19 protein-coding genes are annotated in these 25,703 nt (G+C 75.9%); 10 read left to right on the top strand and 9 right to left on the bottom strand.

Going from position 1 to position 25,703, the window contains the following annotated elements; genetic code table 11:
• Positions 1 to 85: 85 nt before the first annotated feature.
• Both ACIF8T_RS33275 and ACIF8T_RS33270 read right to left on the bottom strand, forming a co-directional pair.
• Positions 86 to 577: an ATP-binding protein gene (locus ACIF8T_RS33275; protein ID WP_400040266.1), complete on the bottom strand. Its 492-nt coding sequence runs from the start codon at positions 575 to 577 to the stop codon at positions 86 to 88.
• 487 nt (positions 578 to 1,064) lie between these two features.
• Entirely contained in the window at positions 1,065 to 1,682 is a 618-nt protein-coding gene (locus ACIF8T_RS33270; protein ID WP_400040264.1) for a hypothetical protein, read from the bottom strand.
• 241 nt (positions 1,683 to 1,923) lie between these two features.
• Between ACIF8T_RS33270 and ACIF8T_RS33265 the strand changes: the two genes are divergently transcribed.
• Positions 1,924 to 3,462, top strand: coding sequence for a helix-turn-helix domain-containing protein (locus ACIF8T_RS33265; protein WP_400040263.1), 1,539 nt, complete (start codon positions 1,924 to 1,926; stop codon positions 3,460 to 3,462).
• A 24-nt stretch (positions 3,463 to 3,486) separates the two neighbouring features.
• On the opposite strand, the gene ACIF8T_RS33260 is transcribed toward ACIF8T_RS33265, so the two are convergent.
• Positions 3,487 to 4,440 (bottom strand): protein phosphatase 2C domain-containing protein, encoded by a 954-nt coding sequence (locus ACIF8T_RS33260; protein ID WP_400040261.1) that lies wholly within the window; start codon positions 4,438 to 4,440, stop codon positions 3,487 to 3,489.
• Between the two features lie 1,273 nt (positions 4,441 to 5,713).
• Here ACIF8T_RS33260 and ACIF8T_RS33255 point away from each other — a divergent pair.
• Positions 5,714 to 6,748 (top strand): helix-turn-helix domain-containing protein, encoded by a 1,035-nt coding sequence (locus ACIF8T_RS33255; RefSeq protein WP_400040259.1) that lies wholly within the window; start codon positions 5,714 to 5,716, stop codon positions 6,746 to 6,748.
• A gap of 55 nt (positions 6,749 to 6,803) precedes the next feature.
• Positions 6,804 to 7,286, top strand: a complete 483-nt coding sequence (locus ACIF8T_RS33250) for a DUF456 domain-containing protein (RefSeq protein WP_400040258.1) — start codon at positions 6,804 to 6,806, stop codon at positions 7,284 to 7,286.
• Here the strand turns inward: ACIF8T_RS33250 and ACIF8T_RS33245 are convergent.
• From ACIF8T_RS33245 to ACIF8T_RS33225, 5 genes are all read right to left on the bottom strand, one after another.
• On the bottom strand, positions 7,249 to 8,793 hold the full coding sequence (locus ACIF8T_RS33245; RefSeq protein WP_400040256.1) for an AlkA N-terminal domain-containing protein: 1,545 nt from the start codon (positions 8,791 to 8,793) through the stop codon (positions 7,249 to 7,251). The genes ACIF8T_RS33250 and ACIF8T_RS33245 overlap by 38 nt on opposite strands.
• A gap of 689 nt (positions 8,794 to 9,482) precedes the next feature.
• Positions 9,483 to 10,574, bottom strand: a complete 1,092-nt coding sequence (gene rsgA / locus ACIF8T_RS33240; RefSeq protein ID WP_400040254.1) for a ribosome small subunit-dependent GTPase A — start codon at positions 10,572 to 10,574, stop codon at positions 9,483 to 9,485.
• A gap of 256 nt (positions 10,575 to 10,830) precedes the next feature.
• Entirely contained in the window at positions 10,831 to 12,357 is a 1,527-nt protein-coding gene (locus ACIF8T_RS33235; RefSeq protein ID WP_400040252.1) for a cellulose binding domain-containing protein, read from the bottom strand.
• A gap of 163 nt (positions 12,358 to 12,520) precedes the next feature.
• Positions 12,521 to 13,840, bottom strand: a complete 1,320-nt coding sequence (locus ACIF8T_RS33230) for a radical SAM protein (protein ID WP_400040250.1) — start codon at positions 13,838 to 13,840, stop codon at positions 12,521 to 12,523.
• A gap of 120 nt (positions 13,841 to 13,960) precedes the next feature.
• A complete protein-coding gene (locus ACIF8T_RS33225; protein ID WP_400040248.1) occupies positions 13,961 to 14,968 on the bottom strand; it encodes a hydroxyacid dehydrogenase in 1,008 nt (335 codons plus the stop codon).
• 199 nt (positions 14,969 to 15,167) lie between these two features.
• Between ACIF8T_RS33225 and ACIF8T_RS33220 the strand changes: the two genes are divergently transcribed.
• Positions 15,168 to 16,421: a D-arabinono-1,4-lactone oxidase gene (locus tag ACIF8T_RS33220; protein WP_400040246.1), complete on the top strand. Its 1,254-nt coding sequence runs from the start codon at positions 15,168 to 15,170 to the stop codon at positions 16,419 to 16,421.
• A 35-nt stretch (positions 16,422 to 16,456) separates the two neighbouring features.
• Here the strand turns inward: ACIF8T_RS33220 and ACIF8T_RS33215 are convergent, their stop codons facing one another.
• A complete protein-coding gene (locus tag ACIF8T_RS33215; RefSeq protein WP_400040244.1) occupies positions 16,457 to 16,807 on the bottom strand; it encodes a helix-turn-helix transcriptional regulator in 351 nt (116 codons plus the stop codon).
• A gap of 70 nt (positions 16,808 to 16,877) precedes the next feature.
• Here ACIF8T_RS33215 and ACIF8T_RS33210 point away from each other — a divergent pair, with 70 nt between their 5' ends.
• The 6 genes from ACIF8T_RS33210 (at position 16,878) to ACIF8T_RS33185 (ending at position 25,102) form a co-directional block, all read left to right on the top strand.
• Entirely contained in the window at positions 16,878 to 17,444 is a 567-nt protein-coding gene (locus ACIF8T_RS33210; RefSeq protein ID WP_400040243.1) for an STAS domain-containing protein, read from the top strand.
• A gap of 65 nt (positions 17,445 to 17,509) precedes the next feature.
• Positions 17,510 to 18,757, top strand: coding sequence for an ROK family transcriptional regulator (locus tag ACIF8T_RS33205; protein ID WP_400040241.1), 1,248 nt, complete (start codon positions 17,510 to 17,512; stop codon positions 18,755 to 18,757).
• Between the two features lie 299 nt (positions 18,758 to 19,056).
• Entirely contained in the window at positions 19,057 to 20,322 is a 1,266-nt protein-coding gene (locus ACIF8T_RS33200) for an ABC transporter substrate-binding protein (protein ID WP_400040239.1), read from the top strand.
• A 23-nt stretch (positions 20,323 to 20,345) separates the two neighbouring features.
• Entirely contained in the window at positions 20,346 to 21,299 is a 954-nt protein-coding gene (locus ACIF8T_RS33195; protein WP_400040237.1) for a carbohydrate ABC transporter permease, read from the top strand.
• Positions 21,296 to 22,168 carry a carbohydrate ABC transporter permease gene (locus ACIF8T_RS33190; protein ID WP_400040235.1) on the top strand — a complete coding sequence of 291 codons (873 nt, stop codon included), beginning with the start codon at positions 21,296 to 21,298 and terminating at the stop codon, positions 22,166 to 22,168. The genes ACIF8T_RS33195 and ACIF8T_RS33190 overlap by 4 nt, the downstream gene beginning before the upstream one ends.
• Before the next feature lie 12 nt (positions 22,169 to 22,180).
• On the top strand, positions 22,181 to 25,102 hold the full coding sequence (locus tag ACIF8T_RS33185; RefSeq protein ID WP_400040233.1) for a glycoside hydrolase family 2 TIM barrel-domain containing protein: 2,922 nt from the start codon (positions 22,181 to 22,183) through the stop codon (positions 25,100 to 25,102).
• The last annotated feature ends 601 nt before the right edge of the window (positions 25,103 to 25,703 follow it).

Raw genomic sequence — 25,703 nt, 5'->3', positions numbered from 1 at the left:
GGCGAGCCACCCTCGCGCGGCCCCCAGTCGCGCCAGGCCGGTGCGCCCGGGCGGGCGCGGTTTGCGGGTTCTTCGGCCAATGAGTCTATGCCGCCCCCCCCGCCCCCGCGCCGAGCTCGAACCAGACGGCCTTGCCGACCCCGTGCGCCCGGATGCCCCAGGCGTCCGCGAGGGACTGCACCAGCACCATGCCCCTGCCGTGCGTGCCGTCGTCGGCGCTCTGCGCGCACACCCGGGGCCTGCGGGCCACGAAGTCCCGTACCTCCACCCGCAGTCCGCCGGGTCCGACGGTGGCCGTGAGGACCGCGTCGTCGTCGGTGTGGACGAGCGCGTTGGTGACGAGTTCGCTGGTGAGCAGTTCCGCTATCTCCGACCGTCCCGGCTTCCCCCAGTGCCTGAGCAGTTCGCGCAGCGCCCTGCGGGTCTCGGGGACCGCGCGCAGGTCCGCCCGTCCCAGCCGGCGCCTCAGCTGCGGCGCCGGCACCCGATCCCCGTCGCCGTCGGTCCTGTCCTCCGCCGTCTCCGCCGAGGAGCCCCCGATCGCGATGGGACCGCCTCCTCGTGCCTGCCTCTTCATGACCCCCGCCCGCGCGCCGATGTCGGTTCCCCTCCTGCTCGAACACGTTCACGGGGATCCTTGCCCGGTCGGGCAGGGGGCAGTCATGCCGCATCCCCGACGACCGGGTGTTCGGCCACGCGTACGGCGCCGGGGACCGGGACGCGGGCATGTTCCGGGCCGCCCGGGCGGCCCGGACGGGCCGGTGCGCCCGCTGCCGGGGACGGCGGCGGGCCCGGGCGCGCCGAGCGGGTCCGCCGGTCCCGCACTCCCGTCACCTCCCCGTCCGGCCGGAACCGGACCGCGGCGCATCGGACCGGCCACCGCGTGCCGACCGCCCGCCCGGCGGGATCCGGGGGGAGGCCGGGCCGCCGGTGCCGGTCCGCGGCGGGCCGGCGAAGTTGGCCGAACTCCGACGGTCGCGCCCGGCAGGTCCGGTCCCCCGCGGCCGCCGCGGGGCCGCCCTCCCGGCCCCCGTGGCGGGCGGGCGGCCGCGGCGTCCGGGCGGTCAGTGGAGCTTGTTCACGGCGGTGGTCGTGGTCTTCTTGAAGGCCTTCACCGGGGCGTCGCCGAAGTCGCCCATCTGCCCCCACTCCACGACGGTGACGGTCTTCCCGTCCCGGCCCACGGACAGCAGGTGGATGTCGGTGGCGCCCCAGGAGGAGGCGGTGTGCAGTCCGTGCACCCGGGCGCCCTCCTCGACCGGCAGCGTGCCGTAGTCCTTGCCGGTGGCCTCGACGTCCGGGTCGGACGCCTCCAGGCGCGCGGCGCAGGTGCGGATCTCGTGGTTCAGGCGCGCGGCCAGGGCCCCGGCCTTGGCGGTGGAGCCGGTGACGACGGTGACCTGCACGGCGCCGGTGTCCAGGTCGGTGCGGAACTCCCGGTGCCGGTAGTCGTAGGCGGGCAGCCCCTCGCCCAGGCAGTACGCGAGCCGCTCGGGGAAGCCGTCGGTGACCTTGCCCGCCGTCCAGGCGGAGGACGGGTGCGGCGGGAGGTCGCCGGCCGACAGGAACGCCGGTGCGACGCCCTTCGGCGCGGCCTGGGCCGGTACGGTGAGCGCCGTACCGGCGGTCAGGGCGGTGATGACGAGTGCGGTGGACGCGCCCGCTCGGATGCGCATGGACATGGGTGTCCCCCCGTAGGAAGTACGTGGTTCGGTGGATGCGTCGCGATCACCGCGCCGCGGGGCCGCTCGGTCCGTGCGGTCGTCGGTGCGACACCGAGAGCATCGGCGGTTCCGCCGGGCGGGCGCAACAGCCGGCGCGCGGTCCGCGACGGTGGAACCGTCCCAGCCCCTTTGACGTGCGGATACAGGGGTGCCTGGGATGGCGTCGCGGCTTGGGACAGGGACGGAAACGGGGGCGAGGATGCCGGTGCACGACGAGGTCGGGGAGTTCGCGGCACTGCTGCGGGAGTTCAAGGGGCGCACGGACCGCAGTTACGGCGCGCTGGCCCGCCGCCTGGCCATGAACACCTCCACGCTGCACCGCTACTGCGCCGGGGACACGGTCCCCCTCGACTTCGCCCCCGTGGAGCGCTTCGCCGCGCTGTGCGGGGCGTCTCCGCAGGAGCGCCTGGAACTGCACCGCCGCTGGCTCCGGGCGGTGGCCGCGCGGCAGCGCCCGCGGGGCGCTGCCGCCACGGGGCCGGAGGAGGCGCCGGCCACGGCTGCCGTCCGGCGCGGTGACGCGGACGCCCCCGCGGCACCGGCGTCCGGCCCGACGGGGCCGGACGACACCACCGACCCGACGGAGGAACCGGGCGGCGCGACCCACCCGGGGGCCACCGACCGGTCGAGCGGGCCGGGCGGCGCCGCAGGTCGGGTGGGCGAGGCGGACGCCGTCGCGGAGGGCGCGGGCGCGCCGGACGCGTCGGCGGCCGCGGGGTGCGAACCGGCCGCCGTGCGGATCGCGTCCGGTGCCGTCGCGTCCGGCGGACCGGTGCTCCCCCGCCCCCGGCTCCGCCGCGGGCGCGTCGCGGTCGCCGTGGCCGCCGTCTGCGCGCTGGTCGCCACCCTGGGCAGTCTCGCCGCGCTGCCGGACGGCCGGCCCGCCGCCGGGCACGCCGGTGCCGCCGGCCCGTCGCCGGGGACGACCGCGGCGGCGGGCGGACCGCCGCCCGGCAGCACGGCTTCCGCGTCCCCGGCCGACCCGACCGGCCCGGCCCGTACGGCACCCTCCGGCGGATCCGGGCGGACGTCCCCGGCGGCGTCCGCCGCCCCCACCGGGAACACCGGCGGGCCCGGTGACGCCGACGGCTCCCGTGGCTCCGGGCAGGAGGCGCCCGCCGTCCCCCTCGCCTGGACCGCCGACTCGCACGCCTGGGAGCAGGGCTGCGGGCACGACTACGTCATCGCCGGGCCGCCCGCCCGCGTGCCTCCGCCGCCCGCCCCGCAGGACGCCCGGACCTGGGCGGCTGCCCAGAACGCCGTCCACGGGGGCGAGACGCTCGTGGAGATCTCCGTGCAGGGGCGGGGCGAGACGGCCGTCGTCCTGCGGGCGCTGCGCGTGCGCGTGGTCGGGCGGACCGCCCCGGCCGAAGGCAGCGCCTACGCCATGGACCAGGGCTGCGGCGGCGCCCTCACCCCGCGCCACTTCGCGGTGGACCTGGACAAGGACCGGCCCCTCGCCCGCTCGGTCGCCGGGAACGACGCCGGTACGCCGATCCCGGCCGTGCGCCTGCCCTACCGGGTGTCCGCCCGGGAGCCGGAGGTGCTGCGGGTCACCGCCCGCACCGGGGGCTGCGACTGCCGCTGGTACCTGGAGCTGGACTGGTCCTCCCAGGACCGTTCCGGCACCGTCCGCATCGACGACCGGGGACGCCCGTTCCGCACCAGCGCCGTCGAGGGGCTGCCCGCCTACACGTACGACACCTCCGGGCGCCGCTGGGTGGCCGACGCCGGCTGACCCGCCGTCAGGGCCGACCGGGCGTCAGGCCTCCCACACGGCGGCGGCCGTACGGTCGTCCGCGTAGCCCTTGACCCGCACCTGGGCGTCGGCGAGGAACCCGGCGAGGCCGGGCGGTTCGGGGCCGGACCACCGGTCGGCCAGGTACGCGCGGAGGTCCGCCTCGCCCCGCAGCGGCTCGGCCAGTCCGGCGCTGCACATGAGCAGCGTGTCCCCGGGGCGGGCGACGGAGGTGCGGAAGCGGAAGGGTTCGGAGGGGGACGGTCCGGGGGCCGGCTCGTAGGGGTTCGGGGGTGTGGCGATGCCGAGGTCCATGGTGAGCCGGTCGCCCTCGGGGGTCTCGGCGGGCGGTGAGCCGTAGCCGACGACGGGCTCGCCGGTGACGTCGGTGACCTTCGGCTCGATGTCCTGCCACCGGCCGTCCCGCAGCCGGAACAGCCCGCCCGCGCCGACGCCGAAGAAGACGCGCGTGCGGCACTCGGGGTCGGCGGGCAGCAGGAGGCAGCGCAGGGTGGCCGCGTACTCCTCCGGGCGCGGGCTCCGTTCGGCGGCGCCGGCGCGGAGTCTGCCGAGGCTGCGGCCGGTCAGGCGGTGCAGGCCGGACTTCAGGTCGCCGCGCCGGGCCGCCCTTATGTCCGCCACGAGCCGGGCGTGGCTGCGGCCCACCGCCCGGCCGATCCAGTGGCAGGCCTCGGCCGCCGCGCGGTGCGCCCCCGGTGCGGTCCGGGCGCCGGTGGCCAACGCGACCAGCACCAGCGCCTGTTCGCCCGTGCCGAAGCGGGCGGTGAGCAGCGCGTCGCGGCGGGGTTCCCCGCGGTAGCGCGCGGAGTCGCCCCGCACGGAGGCGGTGCGCAGCGTGCACGTGCCGTACCGGGCGCCGTCGAGGACGGTGTCCGGCACGAGGTCGTCGAGGTCGTCGGGGTCGGCGAGCGGGAGCGCGGTGGGTTCGGCGTCGTAGGTCGGCGGGCGGGAGCCCACGTAGGAGCGGGGCGGGGAACCGGGTCCGGCCCGGCGGCCCCGCGGCGCGTCTCCGGCGTCGTCGCGGTGGGGCGGGGCGGTCGGCGGCGGGCCCGCGGGGCCGTCGCCCGCCGGGCCGGACGGGGCCGCCGTGGCCGGCGGGCCGGGGTGGCCCTCGCCCGTCTCCCGGGGAGGGAACGCGGGCGGCAGCGGGGGCGGCGGGAGGTGAGCCGGGGTCAGGGGGGCGGCCGCCGCGGGCGCGGGAGGCTCCGGGACCGCGGGGCGTCCGGTCGCCGGGGCCGTACGGTCCCGGGGCGGCCGCCCGGCGTGGCCGGCCGGGGGCCACGCCGGCGGCTCGCCCCCCGGCGGGCACTGCCCCGGGGGCGTCGGCGCGGAGGACGGGTGTCCCGGGACGGGGGGCGTCGGTCCCGTGGGCGACGGCCCGCTTCCCGGCGGCACCGGTCCGGACGGCGCGTGCCCGGGACCCGGGGGCGTCGGTCCCGTGGGTGACGGCCCGCTTCCCGGCGGCACCGGTCCCGAAGGCGGCCGACCGGGCCCCGGAGGCTCAGCTCCCGGAACTGCCTGCCCGGGCCCCGAGGGCGACGGCCCCGGGGGAGGCGGCCCGGACCCCGGGAGCGCGGGACCCGAAGGCGCCTCCGCCCGGGTGGGCGGGGGTTCCCCCGGGGCGTGTCGTGGTGGAGGGCCGGCAAGGTCCGGGGCGTCGGCGGCGGAGCGGGGTGGCGGGACCGCCGCCGCGGGGGCGGGTCCGGGGGCGGGCCCGGGGGCGGGTCCGGGGCCGCCGCTGACCCCGGCCGCCGAGGCGAAGCGGTCGTCCAGGGAATCGGCCCCGGGCGCGGGGCCCGTGTCGCCGGTGGCGTCGTACAACTCCCCCCACCAGTCGTCCTCGTGACCGGTGGGCCTTCCCCCCTGCTCGCTCATGGTGCCAATTGTCCACCGCGCGGGCCGGATGAAAACGGTGCATCGGGAAAAACCGGCGCGCCCGCGCACGCCGGACGGCGTGTCGAGTGAGCCGTGGAACGGGCGCACGAGGGGCGTCGCCGGGCGGTCCCACCCCCCACGGGAGAACCGCCCGGCGACGGGTGACCCGGGCCCGCTTCCCCTGCGTGCACGGCACGTCGTGAAGCCCGGGGCACGTCCGGCGCGCGCCGAGATGATCACACCCTGGCAGAGCGCCGGGGGCTCCGGCGATGATGATCCGAGGCGGGTTCGCGCCGTGGCAGGTTTCCGCCACGGCCGGGCCCGCGGGGCCGAATCGTCGTGGAGGGGCGGGGCGTTGCTGGGAGTGCTGGGTCTGGACGAGGCGCACGAGGCGGCCTACCGGGCGCTGGTGACCGGGGGCGCCGCCGACGTGCCCGGTCTCGCGCGCCGGCTGGCGCTCGGCGAGCACGACACGGAACGCGCCCTGCGCCGTCTGGCGGACCGGGGCCTGGCCGCCCGGTCCCCGGCGCGGCCGGACCGCTGGGTCGCCGCGCCGCCGGGCGTGGCGCTGGGCGCGCTGCTCACCCAGCGGCGGCACGAGCTGGAGAAGGCGGAGCTGGCGGCCGCGCTGCTGGCCGAGGAGTACCGGGCGGCGTCCGCCGAGCCGGCCGTGCACGACCTGGTGGAGGTGGTGACCGGGGCGGCCGCGGTGTCGCAGCGGTTCCTGCAGTTGCAGCTCGGGGCGACCGAGGAGGTGTGCGCGCTGGTCACCGGCCGTCCGGTCGCCGTGACCGGCGTGGAGAACCACGCGGAGGAGCAGGCGGCCGGCCGCGGGGTCCGCTACCGGGTGGTGGTCGAACGGGCGGTGCTGGACCTGCCGGGCGGGACCACCGAGCTGACGGCCGCGCTGGGCCGGGACGAGCGGGTGCGGGTGGTGGAGGAGGTCCCGACGAAACTGGTGGTGGCCGACCGGGCCGTCGCCCTGGTGCCGCTGGCCTCCTACACCGCGGAGCCCGCCGCCCTCGTGGTGCACTCCCCCGCCCTGCCGGCTCCGCGGGAGCGGGAGGGACCCGCCCACGGCCTGCTGGAACTGCTGTGCGGCCTGTTCGAGTCGGTGTGGCGGGCGGCGCTGCCGCTGCGGCTCGGGCCGTCCGGCGTCACCGAGCACGGGCAGGGCCCGGACGGCCCCGACGGCACCGATCTGGAGGTGCTGTCCCTGCTGCTGGCCGGGCTGACCGACGCGAGCGTGGCCAAGCAGCTGGACCTCGGGCTGCGGACCGTGCAGCGCCGGGTGAAGCGCCTGATGGAGCTGGCGGGCGTGACGACCCGGTTGCAGCTGGGCTGGGCGGCGTACGAGCGGGGCTGGGTGGCCCGGGACCGGCAGGGCTGACCCGGCGCCGCACGGCTGGTCTGCGGGGCGCGGCGGGCTCCGGCACCCTGGATGGATGGGAGCGTCGGACCTCCTGCTGGTCGGGCTGGTCATGCTGCTCGGACTGTGCGGAGTACTGCTGCCCGGGGTGCCCGGGTCGTGGCTGGTGTGGGCGGCGGTCCTGTGGTGGGCGCTGGAGGACCCGCGGCCGGTCACGTGGTGGGTGCTCGTGGGCGCCACCGTCGTGATGCTGCTCTCCCAGGCGGTGCGCTGGGCGCTGCCGTCCCGGCGGCCGCGGGCGACGGACGCGACCCGCCGCACGATGGCGTACGGGGGCGCGGGCGCGTTCCTCGGGTTCTTCCTGCTGCCGGTGGCCGGTGCGATCCCCGGTTTCCTGGCGGGCGTCTACCTGGCCGAACGGCTCCGCCTGGGCAGCCACGACGCCGCGGCGGGCTCGCTGCGCACGACGATGCGCACGGGCGGCTCCAGTGTGCTGGCGGAGCTGTTCGCCTGCCTGCTGATCATGGGAGCGTGGCTGGGCGCGGTGTTCTGGGGCTGACCGGTTCCCGGTCCCACCGGACCGCGGCGGGACGTCCGGGGTCCGCCGGGCGGAGCCCGGCCACCCGCAGGTGGTGCAGGGCGTACGAGCGCCAGGGGCGCCAGGCGTCGGGCACGCCGTCGCCGGGCGGCGCCGCGTCCGGGTCGCCGAGCGCGCGGGCGCGGATCGCGGCGGCGGTCCGGGCGTCCAGGCCGGGCACGGCGAGCAGCGCGTCCTGCGCCTCGTCGCGGTCGGCGCCCGGGTCCAGGCGTACGGCGCCGTCGGCGAGGGCGGCGGCGAGCGCGCCCAGGGTGCCGCCGGGCTCGGCCTCGGCGAGGACGGCGGGTTCGGGGAACAGGTGGGTGAGGCTGCCGCAGGGGGCGTCGAGGGCCTTGCCGTACCGCTGAACCAGCCGTTCGGCCCGCGCGCGGCCGGTCAGCGCCCGCAGGGCCCACTCCTGCGGGTCGGCGGCGCCCGGCGACCGCAGTCCGGGCCGCGCGGCGACCAGCGGGGCGAGCCGCGGGTCGGCGCCGAGCCGCTCGTCGACGGCGTACGGGTCGGCGTCGAGGTCGAACAGCCGCCGCAGCCGCTGCACGGCGGTGGTCAGGTCGCGCGGGTCGGTGAGGTGGAGGCGGGCGTCGAGCCAGCCGCCCGGGTGGGCGGCGGAGCCGGGTCTCGGGGCGCGGGACCGCTCGTCGACGGCGGCGATGCCGGTGCCGTACGGCAGGCGCAGCGTGCGGCGGTACGTGCGCGCGCCCCGGGGGCCGCTGACGTCCTCGACACCCGGTACGGCCTCGCTCTCCAGCAGGTCGAAGACGTGGCGGGCCTGGTAGGGGCCGCGGTGGGCGAGCCGCAGCGGTATCCCGGCCGTCGGCGCGGGCTCCCGGCGGGCCGCCCGGCCGGCCTGCGGGGCGGCCGCGCGCAGCGCGCTCGGGGTCGCCGCGTACACCGCGCGGATCGTGTCGTTGAACTGCCGCACGCTGGCGAACCCGGACGCGAACGCGATCTCGGTGATAGGCAGCGCGGTGGTCTGCAGCAGGACGCGGGCGGTGTGCGCCCGCTGCGCCCGGGCCAGGGCCACGGGTCCGGCGCCGAGTTCGGCGGTGAGCTGGCGCTGCACCTGGCGGGCGCTGTAGCCGAGCCGGGCGGCGAGGCCGCCGACGCCCTCCCGGTCGACCACCCCGTCGGCGATCAGGCGCATGGCGCGGCCCACGACGTCCGCGCGGACGTTCCACTCGGCGGAGCCGGGGGCGGCGTCCGGGCGGCACCGCCGGCAGGCGCGGAAGCCGCCGGCCTGCGCGGCGGCGGCCGTGGCGTAGAAGCGCACGTGCGCGCGTTTGGGGGTGACCGCGGGGCAGCTGGGACGGCAGTAGATGCCGGTCGTGGTGACGGCGAAGACGAACGCGCCGTCGAAACGGCCGTCCCTGCTGCGCACGGCTTCGTACCTGGCGTCCGCGTCCCGCACTCCTCCACTCACCCGCCCAGTCTCCGCCGTCCCGCGCGGACCGGGCCAGCGGGAATCGGACATGGAGGTGGCTCGGTGCCTCGGTGGTTCGGTGCCTCGGTGGCTCCGGGGCGTCCGGCGTCGGCGGTGCCGCGGCCGAGTCCGGCGGCCCGCATGGCCGGGAGCCGCCGGGCCCCGACGGCCCACGTCAGCGGGAACCGCCGCCAGACCCGGGCAGCCCACGCCAGCGGAAGCCGCCACCAGGTCCCGGCAGCCCACGTCAGCGGGAGCCGCCGCCAGGCCCCGGCAGCCTCCGTGGGCAGGAGTTCCCGCCGGGTTCCGGGGACCGTGTCGGCGGCGCTGCCGGGCCCCGAAGGACCGTGTCAGCAGGGCCGCCGCACCTCGATGGGCCGCCGCCTCCAGCGGCCTCGTCGGCAGGGGTCGCCGGGCCTGGCGCCCCCCCCCCCGCCGACGGGGAGCCGCCGCCCGTGGGGGCAGTCCCGCCGGCAGGGTTCGTCGTCAACTCCGGTGGCCCTCGTCGGGGGAATCCGCCGTCAGCTCCAGCGGCCCCCACCAGCAGGACCCACCGCCGACTTCAGCACTCCTACCGGCAGGAACCGCCGCCGACTTCAGCGACCCCATCAGCAGGCCCCGCCACCGACTCTTCAGCGCCCCACCAGCAAGACCCACCCCGACTCCGGCACCCCGCAGGCGGGGCCCCTCCGTCGCCCGTCGGCGGAGGGGTCCTGCCAACTCCCCTCCGGGAGTCGCCGTCAGCTCCAGCGTCCGCGCTTGGCCTCCAGCGCCGCCCTCCCCTCGGCGCCCTTGCGCTTCCAGTCCTTGCGGATCTCCGCCCGCAGCCGCGCGTCCGTCCTGGCGACGATGCGCTGGTTCTCCCGGAGCAGCTTGCGGTAGCTCTCCAGCCGCCGCGGCGGCAGGTCGCCGGCGTCGATGGCGGCGTGGACCGCGCACCCCGGTTCGGAGTCGTGCGCGCAGTCGTGGAAGCGGCACCGCCGGGCCAGTTCCTCGATCTCGGCGAAGACCTGGCCGACGCCGTCGCCGGCGTCCCACAGTCCGACGCCGCGCAGGCCGGGGGTGTCGATGAGCACGCCCCCGCCGGGCAGGGCGAGGAGGTTGCGGGTGGTCGTGGTGTGGCGGCCCTTGCCGTCGACGTCCCGGGTGGCGCGGACGTCCATGACGCCCTCGCCGAGCAGCGCGTTGGCGAGGGTGGACTTGCCCGCGCCGGACTGCCCGAGCAAGACCGCCGTACCGCCGGAGACGATCGCCGCCAGCACCTCCAGTCCGTCGCCGTCGACGGCGCTGACGGTCAGCACCGGCACGCCCGGCGCGCTGGTCTCGACGTCCTGGACGAGGTGCGCCCGGGTCACCGCGTCCGGCACGAGGTCGGCCTTGGTGAGCACGACGACCGGCTGGGCCCCGGACTCCCAGGCCAGCGCGAGGAACCGTTCGATGCGGCCGAGGTCGAGCTCGACGGCGAGCGACACGGCGACGACGGCGTGGTCGACGTTGGCGGCGAGGACCTGCCCCTCGGACCGCTGGGAGGAGGTGGAGCGCACGAAGGCGGTACGGCGCGGCAGGTACGTCCGTACGTAGCGCGGGTTGCCGCCGGGTTCGACGGCGACCCAGTCGCCGGTGCACACCACGCGCAGGGGGTCGTGCGGGGTGACGAACGCGGTGTCGGCCCGCACGGTTCCCTTGGCGGTGACGACGTCGCACTGGCCGCGGTCGACCCGGACGACGCGGCCGGGCAGCAGCCCCTCGGCGTGGTACGGGGCGAACGCGTCGGCCCAGGCGTCGTCCCAGCCGTAGGGAGCCAGCGCGGGAAAAGCAGGGGTGGAAGTCAAGGGTGACCCTTCACAGGGGCGGCCCCGGCGACCCGCGTACGCACGCGGGAGAGGAAGTGGGTGTCAGCCGGCGGCCACGGAGGTGGACGGGATGGAGTACGGGACGCGGGCAGCGTTCATCACAGGGACAGCCATCGGTCGGCACCTCCTCGAAGCACTCGTGGTCCGGCACGGCGGCGCTTCGCCACCGTGTGATGCGCCGCAACTCTAGCCCGCCGGCGCGCGGGCCCGTCAACGGGTTTTCCGCGCCGCCGGATCAGGCCGGCACGCAGGGCCGGCCGTTGAGCGTGAAGTCGTACGGCGGGGAGTTGGTGCCGCGCCAGGAGGCGAGGAAGCCGAAGGCGACCTTGCCGCCGGCGGGGACGGCCGCGTTGTACGGGGCGGCGTGGGCGGTGACGCGGCCGCCGTGCTGGGCGGCGGTGGCGTCCCACATCTGGCCGACCCGCTGGCCGTCCCGGAACGACCAGGCGACGCGCCAGGTGTCGAGGGGTGCGGCGGTGGTGACGGTGACGGTGGCCTGGAAGCCGTCGGGCCACTGGTTGACGAGGTCGTAGGCGACCCGGCAGGCCGCTCGGCGGGGCGCGGCGGTCGTCCGCCCGGCCGTCGCGGAGGGCGTGCCCTGCGGGGCGGGGTCGGGGCCGGTGCGCTCCGCGGTGGGCCGCGGGGCGCGGTCGGAGGGCCCCGGTGTGCCGGCGCGGGACGGGGCGCCGGGCGCCCCGGAGGCGCCCCGCTCCCGCGAGGACGCCGAGGACGGCGAGGACGCCGCGGGCGAGGCGGCGGGCGGCAGGGACGGGCCGGGGTCGGCCACCGGCTGACGGCCCCCGTCGGCGCGGGCGCCGGGACCGTCGGCGCCGCCGAAGGGCATCATCGAGACGGCCAGCGCGAGCAGGGAGACCAGGACGGCGGCGACGAGCAGGCCGTTGCGGGCGACGCGTGCCTTGTGCTCCCCCGGGTCCGCGGTGTCGGTGTCCGACGGGTCCGGGCGTCCCGGGCCCAGGCGCACCTCGGCGGCGCGGCGGCGGCGCTCCAGGTAGGCCGGGCCGCCCCAGCCGAGCACCCCGCCGGCCAGCGCGCCGGACAGTCCGCCGCCGTGCAGCCCCAGGCAGGCGGCGGCCTCGGCGCAGGGCACGCAGGTGGCGAGGTGCCGGGAGAGGTCGTCGGGGGTGTCGCCGGCGGGCGAGCGGGTGACGGCGTCGAGCAGCCGGGCGTAGCCGCGGCACGGCCCGTCCACCGGGGCGTCGAGGTGGCCGCGGCGGCAGCGGTCCCGGAACAGGCCGCGCACCTGGGTGAGTTCGTCCGCCGCGGTGGCGGGGTCGAGGCCGAGCCGGCGGGCCACCAGCGGCAGCGGCAGGGCCTCCACCTCGGCGAGCCAGAGCAGTTCGGCGTCCGGCCGCTGCAGGTCGCGCAGCGCGCGCAGGGCGAGCGGGCGCCGCAGGGGCGGTCCGCCGTAGCGCGCGGCCTTGTCGGAGTGGAGCCACAGGCGCAGGTCGGGGTCGAGGCGGTGGCCCCGGCCCCGGTCCTCCCAGGCCGCCGCGGTGGTGCGGACGGCGGTGAGCAGCTGCGGGATCCGGGGCAGCCGGGCCGCGCGGCGGGCGGCGCCGCGCACCGTGCCGGACTCGGCCTCGCGGACCTCGCGTATGCCGTGTGCGAACGCCTCCCGGGCCAGCTCGGCGGCGGCGCTGGAGCCGGCCGTGCACAGGTCGGCGTAGGACAGCACCGCGTCCCAGCACTCGGAGAACAGCGCGGCCTCGGTGGCGTCCTGAGGGGTCGGCAGGTCGGGCATGGGTCTCCTGCATCCACGAGCGAGGTCAACTCACCCTAAGGGCATCGGAGTTGCAGGGAACCTCGCGGCAGGAGGGGAGCTTTTCACGTCCTCGGCACGACTGACAAGCGAGGTGTTCACATCCGACCGGGGGGTGTGCGGCGGTCCGCACACCCCCCGGGGTTCACACCTCGGCCGGCTCCTCCGCGGGCAGGCTGTCCATGAACGAGCTGACCGAGAACACCGCCCGGCCGGGACCGGGCGGGCCGTAGCCGGGGGGCGAGGACAGGCCGAAGTCGTCCATGGTGGCGCGGTAGGCCTCCAGCAGGCGGATGTGGTACTCCAGCGGCGCGCCCTGCGGGTTGGCCTTGCCGAGCGGGGTGGTGGGCTCGGGGCACCAGGTGGTGAAGCGGGGCGTGATGCCGTGCGACATGAAGAAGCGCAGGCCCTCGGTGGTGGAGGCGATGGCCTCGTCGACGGTGGTGAAGCCGAAGGGCTCGGCCATCTCGACGCCCGCGACGAAGTTGGGGATGACGTTGCGCGCGCCGAAGACCTCCGCCGAGTCCAGGATCCGCCTGTGCCACTCGTCGCGGCCGACGTAGCGCTCCTTGCCCGGGCAGTACAGCTCGAACAGGCGGCGGTCCCACACCTCGTAGTTGGGGTGGTAGATCTGCACGCCGTAGTCCTTGAAGCGCTGCACGTCGTCCCGGGGCAGGGCCTGGGCGACGACCTTGCCGATCCAGCGGCCGGGGAAGCGCTCCTCGATGGCCTTGGCGTAGTGGCCGTAGAAGTCGGCCTCGTCGCGGCCCGCGACCGTCCTGGTGATGGCGCCGCCGGTGAGGGTGTACGCGGTGGACGCCTTCGCCGTGTCGTACCGGTCGATGATCTCCAGCGCCTCGAGGACCTCCTCGACGTCCTTCACGCCCGTGTACGGGCGGCCGGCGGCCTTGTGCTGGCGCCAGTTGTGGTTGATGTCGCAGTACTGGCACTCCTCCTTGGCGCCGAAGTACTGGCAGACCCGGAAGACGGTCAGGTAGATCAGGTAGCCCCACTGGATGGTCGGGGCGACCTCCATGACCGACTTCCCGTTGGACAGGGTGTGCCGGTAGTACTCGGGCATCGGCGGGACGCCGACGTCGGCGATGCGCCTGCCGTCGAGGTAGAGGCCGAGCACGCCGTCCTCGTTCGCGGCGACGCGGTAGGGCGAGGACGGGTTCACGCGGACGGAGACGACCGTGCGGCGCAGGTCGTACGGGCCGCCGGTGAGGATGATCTCCTCGGGCGGGCGGCGCAGGGCGGCTTCGCCCAGCTCGGGCAGGGTGCCGTGGTCGAACGAGAAGATGAAGTACGACTTCGGCTTGACCTCGCCGCCCTCGTTGTCGCTCAGGGCGGACGGGTCGAAGGCCACGCCTCCGCGGAGGAGGTCCTCCTTGAAGACGGCTTCCCGCGGCACGTGCGGGAACCGCTCCATCAGATCCTCGACCAGCGCGGTTCGGCTGCCCATCCCGTCTCTCCTCCCGGTGCGGACGTACGACTCCTCACGGTATGCCCCCGCGTGTGCGGGGTGTGTACCGGGGCCCCCGTCGGCCGCCGCCGGCCCCGGGCCGGCCCGCCCCCGTCCCCGTCACGCCGTCCGTTCCAGCACCGCCGGATCCACCGCGTGTTCCATCTCCTCCCCCCTCAGCAGCCGCGCGGCCTCCTCCGCCGCGGTGCGGCCGAGGCGGGCGAGTTCGTTGCCCTGGGAGCCGGCCAGGTGCGGGGTGACGAAGGCGTTCGGCAGGTCGTACAGCGGGGAGTCGGCGGGCAGCGGCTCGGGGTCGGTGACGTCGAGGACCGCGCCGAGCCGGCCGGTGCGCAGTTCGCGGACGAGGGCGTCGTGGTCGACGAGCGCGCCGCGCGCGGTGTTGATCAGCACCGCCCCGTCGGGCATCAGGGACAGCTCGCGGCGGCCGATCAGACGGCGGGTCTCGTCGGTCGCGGGGGCGTGGAGGGTGACGATGTCGCAGGTGCGCAGCAGTTCGTCCAGCGGCAGCAGGGGCACTCCGAGGGCGGCGGCCTGCGCCCGGTCGACGTACGGGTCGGTGAGGGCGGGCCGCAGGTCGAAGGGGCGCAGCAGCTCCAGGACGCGGCGGCCGATGCGCGAGGCGCCGACGACGCCGACCCGGCGGCCGTTGTTGCCGATGCCGGGGACGATCCCCCACCCGGCGGAGGGGCGCTCGGCGCGCAGCCGTTCGCGGGCGGCGAGCACGCCCTTGCCGGCGAGCAGGATCATGGCGAGGGTGTACTCGGCGACGGGCAGCGCGTTGGCGGCGGCCGCCGAGGACACCACGATCCCGCGCCGCCACACCTCGGGGGTGGCGAAGCCCTTGACGGAGCCGGCCGCGTGCAGCACCGCGCGCAGCCGGGGCGCCGCGTCGAGGGCCGCCGCGTCCAGGCGCGGGCAGCCCCATCCGGTGACCAGGATCTCGGCGCGGGCCAGCGTCCCGGTGATCCGCGGGTCGCGGAAGTCCTCCGCGACCTGCGCGGGGTCGATCCGCACCGACTCCCGCAGCCGCGCCAGCACCTCGGGCGGGAAGAGCCGGGGCACGTGCGCGGCGGTCATGGCGAAGAGTGCCTGGGGACGCTCGGTCAAGGGAGGGGGCCTTCCGGCTCGGCGACCCGCGGGACGGGCGACGGTGAAAGCGCTGTCTACGGGCTGTCCACGGTAGGGGCCGCCGGGCGGCCGGAGCAACGCGCGACACGGCACGGTAGGTTCCGGCGGGGACTCACCGGTCCCTCGGGGACCGGCCCCTCGGTCCCCGGCGCGACCGACGCCTCGGGAAGGACGACGGATGACCGAGACCGTGACCAATTGGGCCGGCAACATCACCTACACCGCCAAGGAGCTGCACCGCCCCCGCTCCCTGGACGCGCTGCGGACGCTGGTGGCGGACAGCGCGCGGGTGCGGGTGCTGGGCAGCGGCCATTCCTTCAACGAGATCGCCGACCCGGGCAGCGAGGGCGTCCTGCTGTCGCTGGCCGACCTGCCGGCCGTGGTCGACGTCGACCCGGCGGCCCGCACGGTCCGGGTCGGCGGCGGCGTGCGGTACGCGGAGCTGGCCCGCCGGGTGCACGCGCACGGTCTCGCGCTGCCGAACATGGCGTCCCTGCCGCACATCTCGGTGGCCGGGTCGGTCGCGACCGGCACGCACGGCTCGGGCGTCGGCAACGGCCCGCTGGCGTCGGCCGTGCGCGAGGTGGAGCTCGTCACGGCGGACGGCTCGACGGTGACGATAGGCCGGGGCGACGCCCGCTTCGGCGGGGCCGTGACGGCCCTGGGCGCGCTGGGCGTGGTCACCGCGCTGACGCTGGACCTGGAGCCGGCCTTCGAGGTCGAGCAGTACGTGTTCACCGAACTGCCGCTCACGGGCCTGGACCCGGCCGCCTTCGACACGGTGATGTCGGCCGCCTACAGCGTGAGCCTGTTCACCGACTGGCGGGCGCCGGGCTTCCGGCAGGTGTGGGTCAAGCGGCGCACCGACCAGCCGCTGCCGGAGTTCCCGTGGGCCTCCCCCGCCACCGGGAAGATGCACCCGGTGCCGGGCATGCCCGCGGTCAACTGCACCGAGCAGTCCGGCGTGCCGGGTCCGTGGCACGAGCGGCTGCCGCACTTCCGGGCGGAGTTCACCCCGAGCAGCGGGGCGGAGCTGCAGTCGGAGTACCTGCTGCCGCGCGAGGACGCCGTCGACGCCCTGCGCGCGGTCGACGGCGTCCGGGAGACCGTCGCGAGCGTCCTGCAGACCTGCGAGGTGCGGACCGTGGCCGCCGACGAGCAGTGGCTGAGCCCGTCCCACGGGCGCGACAGCGTGGCGCTGCACTTCACGTGGGTCGAGGACACCGAGGCGGTGCTGCCGGTCGTGCGGCGGCTGGAGGAGGCGCTGGAGCCGTTCGGCGGGCGGCCGCACTGGGGGAAGGTGTTCACCGTGCCGGCGGCGCGGGTGCGCGAGCGGTACCCGCGGCTGGACGACTTCCGGCAGCTGGCGAAGGAGCTCGACCCGCGGGGGAAGTTCGTCAACGCGTTCGTGCGGGACCTGCTGGCGGGGTGAGGCGCGGCCGGCGGGTCCCGGGGACCCGCCGGCGGTCAGGCCGTGGCGTGCGGGCGGCCGAGGTCGTCCGGGACCACCACCCGGTGGACCTCGTCCTGGACCAGCAGGGAGAGCAGCGACGCCACGGTCAGTCCGGCCTCGGCCGGGTGGCGCAGCACCTTGCTGGGGTCGATCCGGTAGGTGTTGGTGCGGCCCTCCCGGGTGTGGGAGAGGTAACCGTCGCGCTCCAGGTCGGTGATGATCTTCTGGACGGCGCGTTCGGTGAGCCGGCAGTGGGCCGCGATGTCCCGGATGCGGGCGTTGTGGTTGTCGGCGATGGCCGCCAGCACCCGCGCGTGATTGGTCAGGAAGGTCCATCCGGTGTGTGGCTCGGGCACTCCATCCATGCCCCCAGTCTATCGACCCGGCATTCGCGCAACCAAAAACACGTATTACATTTCATGTATTGGTTGACGTATGTGGGAGGGGAGGGCGACGCTGGTGGCGGAGGCGTGCCATCGCACCGAGGAGAAGAACGTCATGCTGGAGACGGCGCACTCCGCGCGGATCCCCACCGGGCGGCACGTCGAGCGCGCACGGAGCGCGGGGGCGCCGGCACCCGCCCCCGCCTGCCCGGCCGCGGCCGAGGCGGTGCCGCACGGCGACCGCACGCGCGTGTCCGTGCGGGGCGAGCTCGACTGGGGGACGGCCCGGCGGCTGCGGGGGAAGCTGGCCGACGCCGTGGCCCGGTCGGGCAGCGGGGTCGATCTCGACCTGAGCGGGGTCGGGTTCTGCGACTGCTCCGGTCTCAACCTCCTGCTCGACCTGCGCCAGGACGCCCTCCGCCAGGGCAAGACGGTGACGGTCCACGCCGCCGCGCCCGCGGTCGTGCGACTGCTCGACCTGAGCGGCGCCGCGCCGCTGTTCGCCCCGGCCGGCCGGGAGCCGCGGGCGACCGGCCCGGCCGGGGACCCCGAACCTGGTGCCGACCCTTCGTACACCCCCTTTCCGAACCCCTTGGACAAAGATCCGGGGAGCCCGTAGCCTTGCGCCGCGCCGGTGCCGACGTCGACCCCGGCCCGGCTGGGATGGGGATCGGGGGCACTCCGGTGAAGCGCACGTCACGTGACATCCGTACCGCGAACCGCTACGAGGTGCTGCGCCAGATCATCGCCGCGTCGCCCACGTCCCGGCAGGAGCTGGCGGCCGCCACCGGCCTCAGCCTCGCCACCGTCGCCACCCTGGTGGGCGAGCTGCTCGACCTCCGCATGATCACGGAGGTCGGGTTCGAGGACTCGGCCGGCGGCCGCCCCCGGGGCCTGGTGGCGGTGAACGCCCCGGGCGGCGCGCTGATCGGCGTCGACATCGCCGAGACGTACGTCCGGGTCGAGCTGTTCGACCTCGCGCTGAACGTGCTGGCCCGCGCCGGGGAGGACGTGCGCCCCGGGGAGAGCCGGCCCGAGCAGGTGGTCGGCCACGTGGCCGCGGCCGTCGGCGCGGTGGTGGAGCGGGCCGGCGTGGAGGGCGCCCGGGTGCTGGGCGTCGGGGTGAGCGTGCCGGGCCAGGTGGACCGCGCCACGGGCGTCTCCGCGTACGCGCCGAACTGGGACTGGCACGACGTGCCGCTGCTCGACCTGCTGGCCGAGCACCTCGGCCACCCCCTGTACCTCGACAATCCGCTGCGCGCCTGTGCGGTGGCCGAGCTGTGGCGCGGGGCCGCGCGCGGACGCGGGGACGCCGTGGTGGTCAACCTCGGCACCGGCGTGGGCGCCGGGCTGATCCTGGGCGGCGGGCTGCACCGGGGCGTCAGCAACAGCGCCGGCGAGTGGGGCCACACCACGCTGGTGCTGGACGGGCGCCTGTGCCACTGCGGCAACCACGGCTGCGTGGAGACGTACGTCGGGGCGCCCGGGATCATGCTGAACCTGCGGGAGCTGAGCCCGGGCAGCTCGCTGCTGCACCCCGAGGACCAGACGGCCACCATCGACGCCCTCGCCCGCGGGGTCGCCGCGCACGACCCGGTGGCGGTGCAGGTCGTCCGGGACACCGCCCGCTACCTCGGCGCCGGCATCGCCGACCTGGTGAACCTCTTCAACCCCGAAGTGGTCGTGCTCAGCAGCTGGGTCGCGGCGACGCTCGGCGAACCGCTGCTGGAGGAGGTGCGCGAGGCCGTCGCCCGGCACGCGCTGCGCCGGCCGCTGGCCGCGACCGAGATCGTCCTCTCCCCGATCCCCACCGACCCGGTCTGCCTGGGCGCGGCGACGTTCGCGCTGGAAGGCGCGCTCCGGTCCGTCGGGCAGCGGGGCACCGCCCGGCGCGCCACCCCCGCCGGGAGCCGTACCGCACCGTCCTCGTGACGGCGGAAGGGGTGCGCGGACCGGGCGCGCGCCGCTGACGTCCGGGGCTCACGCCCGGCACCCCGGGCACCGGCGACCCGGCGCGGCGCCGGCTGCCGGGGCCCGCGGCGGCGTCCCCCAACTCCCGCTCCCGCACCGCGCGTTCGACATCGCGAACCGCCGACAACACTTCGGACCGACTTCGTCCAACCCCTTGCCGAAGGATTTTCCGAAGGTTAACGTCCGGCACCGCAAGTCCCTTCGAGCCACCTGGCGCCACGCCACGGAACCGCAGCCGCACTCGAGACAAGGACGTCAGCATGCCGGCATGGAGCAACAGCACCTGGGACCGCCGATCCGTACTGCGGGCCGCCACGGGCCTGGCCGCCGCCGGCGGACTCGCCGCGTGCGGCGGCAACAACGGGCGCGGCGGCGGGTCCGGCGCGGGGAAGAACCTGGTGCAGTACTTCCACGCGTACGGCGAGGCGGGGACCGAGCAGGCCGTCAAGCGGTACGCGAAGGCCTACCGGGACGCCCGGGTCAGCACGCAGTGGATCACCGGCGAGAACTTCGAGAGCAAACTGTTCTCCGCGCTGCTGACGGACAACGCCCCCGACCTGTTCGAGTTCCACCCGCAGATCCAGCTCGTCCGCAGCGGCCAGGTGGCGGACCTGACCGACATCGTCGAGCCGGTCGAGGACGACTTCAACCGGGCCGACATCGCCTCGCACACCGTCGACGGGAAGATCTACGGCGTCCGCATGATCGACGACCCGCAGTTCTTCTTCTACCGCAGGTCGATGTTCGACAAGGCCGGGATCGACGTCCCGACCACGCTCGACGAGCTGATCGCGGCCGCGGCCGAACTCACCACCGGCAAGGTCAAGGGCCTCTTCCTCGGCAACGAACTGGACCCGGTCGTGCGCCCGCTGATCTGGGCGGCCGGCGCCGACACCCTCACCGACGACAACGAGATCGCGTACCACACGGACGGCGTCAAGGAGGGCCTGGTCAAGCTGCGCAAGCTGTTCACCAGCGGCGACCTGCTCCTCGGCGCGCCCACCGACTTCTGGGACCCGTCGGCGATCAACCAGGGCCTGACCGCCGTCCAGTGGTGCGGCATGTGGGCCATGCCCGCGATGCAGCAGGCGCTCGGCGACGACCTCGGCGTCTTCCCCTTCCCGAAGGTCACGGACGCCGGCAAGCCGTCCGTCTACAACGGCGGCTGGTCGATGTTCGTCAACGCCAAGGGCAGGAACGTCGAGGCGGCCAAGGAGTACGTGAAGTGGCTGTGGATCGACCAGAAGGAGTACCAGGAGGACTGGGCCCTGTCCTACGGCTTCCACATCCCGCCGCGCACCTCGATCGCCGAGTCCGCCGGCAAGCTGAAGTCGGGCCTGCCCGCCGAGGGCGTCCGGCTCTTCACCGAGTACGGCCACTTCGACCGGATCGGCTTCACCCAGGCCATGCTCGACGCGGTCGAGGACGTCGTCGGCGACTGCGTCCGTGACGACGGCGACCCGGAGGCCGCGCTCGACAAGGCCGACGCCAAGGTCGGCCGCGAACTCGAGAAGCTGTTCGGATAGGCCGCCGGACGGGCAGCCACGCCATGCCGACCCTCACCGAGAGCGGTGTCACGGAACCCGCCCCCGCGCCCCGGGCGCGGCGCGGACTGCGGGGCAACCCCACCGCCAACTTCTGGCTCTTCACCGGCCCGTTCCTCGCCGGACTGGCCCTCTTCGTCTACGTCCCGATCGGCTGGAGCCTCTGGCTCTCCTTCTTCGACGCCCGGTTCACCGTCACGCCGAGCGAGTTCGTCGGCTTCGACAACTACCGGTACATGCTGACGAACGACGACTTCACCGGCTCGCTCGTCACCTTCACCGTCTTCGCCGCGTTCATCGTGCCCACCACCTGGGCGCTCTCCCTGGCCCTCGCCCTGATGGTGAACCGGCTGCGGTTCCTGCGGGCGTTCTTCCGCTCGGTGTTCTTCCTGCCGACCGCGGTGAGCTACGTCGCCGCCTCGCTCATCTGGAAGATGTCCGTCTTCAGCGGGGTGCGCTTCGGCCTGATGAACACCGTCCTCGGCTGGTTCGGCGTCGAGAACATCGCCTGGCTCTCCAGCCCCGATCCGCCCTGGTACTGGCTGGTCGTCGTCACCGTCCGCCTGTGGCTCCAGGCCGGGTTCTTCATGATCCTGTTCCTGGCGGCCCTGCAGAACATCCCGCAGGAGCTGTACGAGGCCGCCGCCCTGGACGGGGCCGGGCCGGGCCGGCAGACCTTCTGGTACGTCACGCTGCCCCAGTTGCGCGCGACGTCCACGGCGGTGGTCCTGCTGCTGCTCGTGCAGGCGTACCAGGCCTTCGACGAGTTCTTCAACCTGCTGTCGAACGCGACCTGGGGCCGCCCGCCGCTGGTGGAGCTGTACTACATCGCCCTGGGCGAGAACCAGGACTACGGCGCCGGCAGCGCGGGCGCCGTGATCCTGACGCTGCTGATCTGCGTGGTGACCCTGCTCCAGGGCAGGTTCCTGGGCTTCGGAAGGGGTGAGTCGTCCACGTGACCACCACGGCACCCGCACCGCACGGGCCGCGGCGCGCGCGACGGCGCGGCGGCACCGGCCCGGCCGGGCTGTACCTCGCCACGGGCGTCGCCGCCCTGCTCTTCCTCGTCCCCTTCTACCTGATCCTGCGCAACGCCCTGATGACGGATGCGGAGATCACGGGCGAGGACTGGAAGTGGTTCCCCGCCGACGTCCGGTGGGGCAACGTCACCGAGCCGTTCGCCGACCCGTCCGTCGACTTCGCCCGCGCGCTCGGGAACTCGGCGGTCGTGGGCGTCCTGCACACGGCCGGCACGCTGCTGGTGTGCTCGCTCGCCGGGTACGGGCTCGCCCGCATCCCCTACCGGCACGCCCAGAAGGTCTTCTACGCCGTGCTGGTGACCCTGATGGTGCCGACCGCCGTCACCTTCGTGCCCAGCTTCGTGCTGGTGTCGTCGCTGGGCTGGGTCGACACCTACCGGGGGCTGATCGTCCCGGGCCTGTTCAGCGGTTTCACCTGCTTCCTGTTCCGGCAGTACTTCCTGGGGTTCCCCAAGGAGCTGGAGGAGGCGGCACGCGTGGACGGGCTCGGCCACTGGGGCGCGTACTGGCGGGTCGTCGTCCCCAACTCGCTGAACTTCTTCGCGGCGATGGCCACGATCACCTTCATCAGCGGCTGGAACTCCTTCCTGTGGCCGCTGGTCATCGGCCAGGACCCGAGCTCCTGGACCGTCCAGGTCGCGCTCTCCTCCTACATGACCAACCAGACCGTCAACTTCCACCTGATCTTCATGGCCACGGCCATGTCCGTCCTGCCCCTGGTGTTCGTGTTCCTCTTCCTGCAGCGCTGGCTGGTCCAGGGGATCGCGCAGACCGGCATCAAGGGCTGAGCTAGGAGACCGATGTCTGTGCCCACCCCCTCCCCCGAGTCCTCGGCGCCGCGCCGGCCGGGGGGACCCCCGACGGCCGGCTACGTCGAGGACGTCTCGCCGGGCCGCGGGGCCCTGCCGCCCCGCGCCTGGTACGCGTCCTCGGACGCCCGGTCCCTCAGCCTGAACGGCCGGTGGCGGCTGCGCGTGTCGGCGACCGCCGACGCCGAGGACGACGCCTTCGCCGAGCCCGGCTTCGACGCCGGCGACTGGGCCGGGGTCACCGTGCCCGGCCACTGGGTCCTCCAGGGCGACGGGGCCTTCGGCTCCCCGGTCTACACCAACCACCTCTACCCCTTCCCGGTCGATCCGCCGCGCGTGCCGACGGAGAACCCGACCGGGGACCACCTGCGCGTCTTCGACCTGCCCGGGGACTGGCCCGGCGACGGCGACGCCGTCCTGCGCTTCGACGGCGTGGAGTCCTGCGCCCGGGTCTGGCTCAACGGCACGGAGCTCGGCACCTTCCAGGGCTCGCGGCTGCCCCACGAGTTCGCGGTCGGGCACCTGCTGGAGCCGTCCGGCAACGTGCTCGCGGTGCGGGTCCACCAGTGGTCGGCCGGGTCCTACCTGGAGGACCAGGACCAGTGGTGGCTGCCGGGCATCTTCCGGGACGTGACGCTGCTGCACCGCCCGGCGGACTGCGCCGGCGACTTCTTCGTGCACACCTCCTACGACCACCGCACCGGCGAGGGCACCCTGCGCGTCGACTCCGCCGCCGGGGGCCGGGTGACCGTCCCGGAGCTGGGCGTCGACGTCGCCGCCGGCGAGCCGGTCACGGTGGCCGTCGAGCCGTGGACGGCGGAGACGCCGCGGCTGTACGACGGGGTCCTCGCGACCGGGGGCGAGCGGGTGCCGCTGCGCATCGGCTTCCGGACGGTCGCCCTGGAGGACGGCCTGATCAAGGTCAACGGCAGGCCGGTCCTCTTCAAGGGCGTCAACCGGCACGAGTGGCACCCCGTCCACGGCCGGGCGCTGGACCCGGAGACCATGCGCGAGGACGTGCTGCTGATGAAGCGGCACCACATCAACGCGGTCCGCACCTCCCACTACCCGCCGCACCCCGCCTTCCTCGACCTGTGCGACGAGTACGGCCTGTGGGTGATCGACGAGTGCGACCTGGAGACCCACGGCTTCACCGAGCAGGGCTGGCGCGACAACCCGGTCGACGACGACCGCTGGACCCCGGCCCTGCTGGACCGCGCGGCCCGCATGGTCGAACGCGACAAGAACCACCCGTCGGTGGTCCTGTGGTCCCTCGGCAACGAGGCCGGCACCGGCCGCGGCCTGACCGCGATGGCCGGCTGGATCCACGGCCGGGACCCCTCCCGGCCGGTGCACTACGAGGGCGACGCCGACTGCCGCGACACCGACGTGTACTCCCGGATGTACGCCTCCCACGCCGAGGTGGAGCGGATCGGCCGGGGCCTGGACGGCGGCACCCGGCGGCGCCGCGCGCTGCCGTTCCTCCTGTGCGAGTACGGGCACGCCATGGGCAACGGGCCCGGCGGACTCGCCGACTACCAGGAGCTGTTCGAGCGGTACGACCGGCTGCAGGGCGGGTTCGTCTGGGAGTGGATCGACCACGGCATCGCGCACCCGGAGCTCGGCTACGCCTACGGCGGCGACTTCGGCGAGGAGCTGCACGACGGCAACTTCGTCTGCGACGGGCTGCTGTTCCCCGACCGGCGGCCGTCGCCCGGGCTCGTCGAGTACGCGAAGGTGATCGAGCCGGTGCGGATCGAGGGCGACCCCGCCGGCGGCACCACCGGCACCGTGCGCGTCACCAACCGGCAGGACTTCGCCGACCTGTCGGCGCTGGCCTTCACCTGGGCGTACCAGGTCGACGGCGAGACCGTCGCGACCGGCCCTCTGGCCGTGCCGCCGCTCGGGCCGGGCGGGTCGGCCGACGTGAAGCTGCCCGGGCCGCCGGCGCACGGGCCGGGCGGCGAGGCGCAGTGGACCGTGCGGGCCCTGCTGGCCGACGGCACCGCCTGGGCGCCGCGGGGGCACGTGGTGGCGTGGGGGCAGGTCACCGTGGCGGAGCGGCGGGCACCGTCGGTGGGCGCCCCGGTCCGGCCGGTGTCCGACGGGGGCCGGATCACGCTCGGCCCGGCCGTCTTCGACGCGCGGACGGGCGCGCTGCGGGCGATCGGTGACGTCCCGGTGGACGGGCTGCGGCTGGACGTGTGGCGGGCGCCGACCGACAACGACCTCGGCGCGGCGTGGCAGACGGACACCCGCTACGGGCTGCTGTGGCGCACGCTGGGCCTGCACCGGATGCGGCACCGGCTGGACGGCGTGGCGGCGGGCGGTGACGCGCTGACCGTGCGGACCCGGGTGGCGCCCGCCGCCGCCGAGCTGGGCCTGGCGGCCGTGTACCGGTGGACCTCCGACGGGGACCGGCTGCGGCTGACGGTGTCGGTGACCCCGGAGGGCGACTGGACCGTGCCGCTGCCCCGGCTCGGCGTGCGCTTCGGGCTGCCGGCCGCCGACGCCGTGCGGTGGTTCGGCGGCGGTCCGGGGGAGGCCTACCCGGACACCAGGGCGGCGGCACGGCTCGGCCGCTGGGAGAGCACCGTCGACGCGCTGCAGACGCCGTACGTGCGTCCCCAGGAGAACGGCGCCCGGGCCGATGTGCGCTGGGTGGAGATCGGCGGGCTGCGGATCGAGGGCGACCCGGTGTTCTGGTTCAGCGCCCGGCGCTGGACGACCGAGCAGCTGGACGCGGCCCGCCACCGCACCGACCTGGTGCCCGGGGACACGGTGTGGGTGCACCTGGACCACGGCCTGCACGGCATCGGGTCGCAGTCGTGCGGCCCGGGCCCCTTGCCGCAGTACGTCCTGCGGGCCGAACCGGCGGAGTTCTCCTTCGTCTTCGCCCCGTCGCCCGGCTGACCCGCCCCGGGCGCGGTACGGCGGGCCCCGGCCGGCCGCACCGCACCCGGCCGTCCGGGGACCCGCGCGGGCGCGGTCCGTCAGGTGCGGCCCCGGCGGTGCGGATAGGGGTGGCCTGCGCGACCAGGGCGATCAGGACGCAGCACGCGCCGGCGGCCAGGGCGACGGGCGCGGTGCCGTGCCGTTCCGCGGCCCAGGTGAGCAGGGCCGGGGCGGCCGCGTACCGGAGGGTCCGGAAGGCGGCGATGACCCGGCCCGGCAGGGGCTCCGGGGTCACTCCCGGCGCGGCGACATCGAGCAGGTGCCGGCGACGGCGGCCGGGAAGGCGGCGCTCAGCACGGCAACGGGCACCTCTCGGCCCGCCGGGTCCGGCGAAGGCGAGCCCGGACACCGCGACCGCGCCGGCCCACGTCGGGCCGAAGCCGATGCGGCGACGGACGGGGGCCGGGCGGCGTGCCGCCGCTGTCCGGCGGGCGCCGCCCGGCCCGTTCCCCGCGCCTCGTGCGCCTCGTGCGTCACCGGCCAGGTGCCGTCCGCCGCCCCGTCGGCTCCGGTACCCGCCGGCCCCGAGGGCCCCTGGCACGGGTCGGAGCCGTGGCCG

The sequence above is a fragment of the Streptomyces sp. NPDC085946 genome (genome assembly GCF_044540485.1).
Taxonomy (GTDB): Bacteria; Actinomycetota; Actinomycetes; order Streptomycetales; family Streptomycetaceae; genus Streptomyces.
This window is presented reverse-complemented; position numbering and strand designations above follow the sequence as displayed.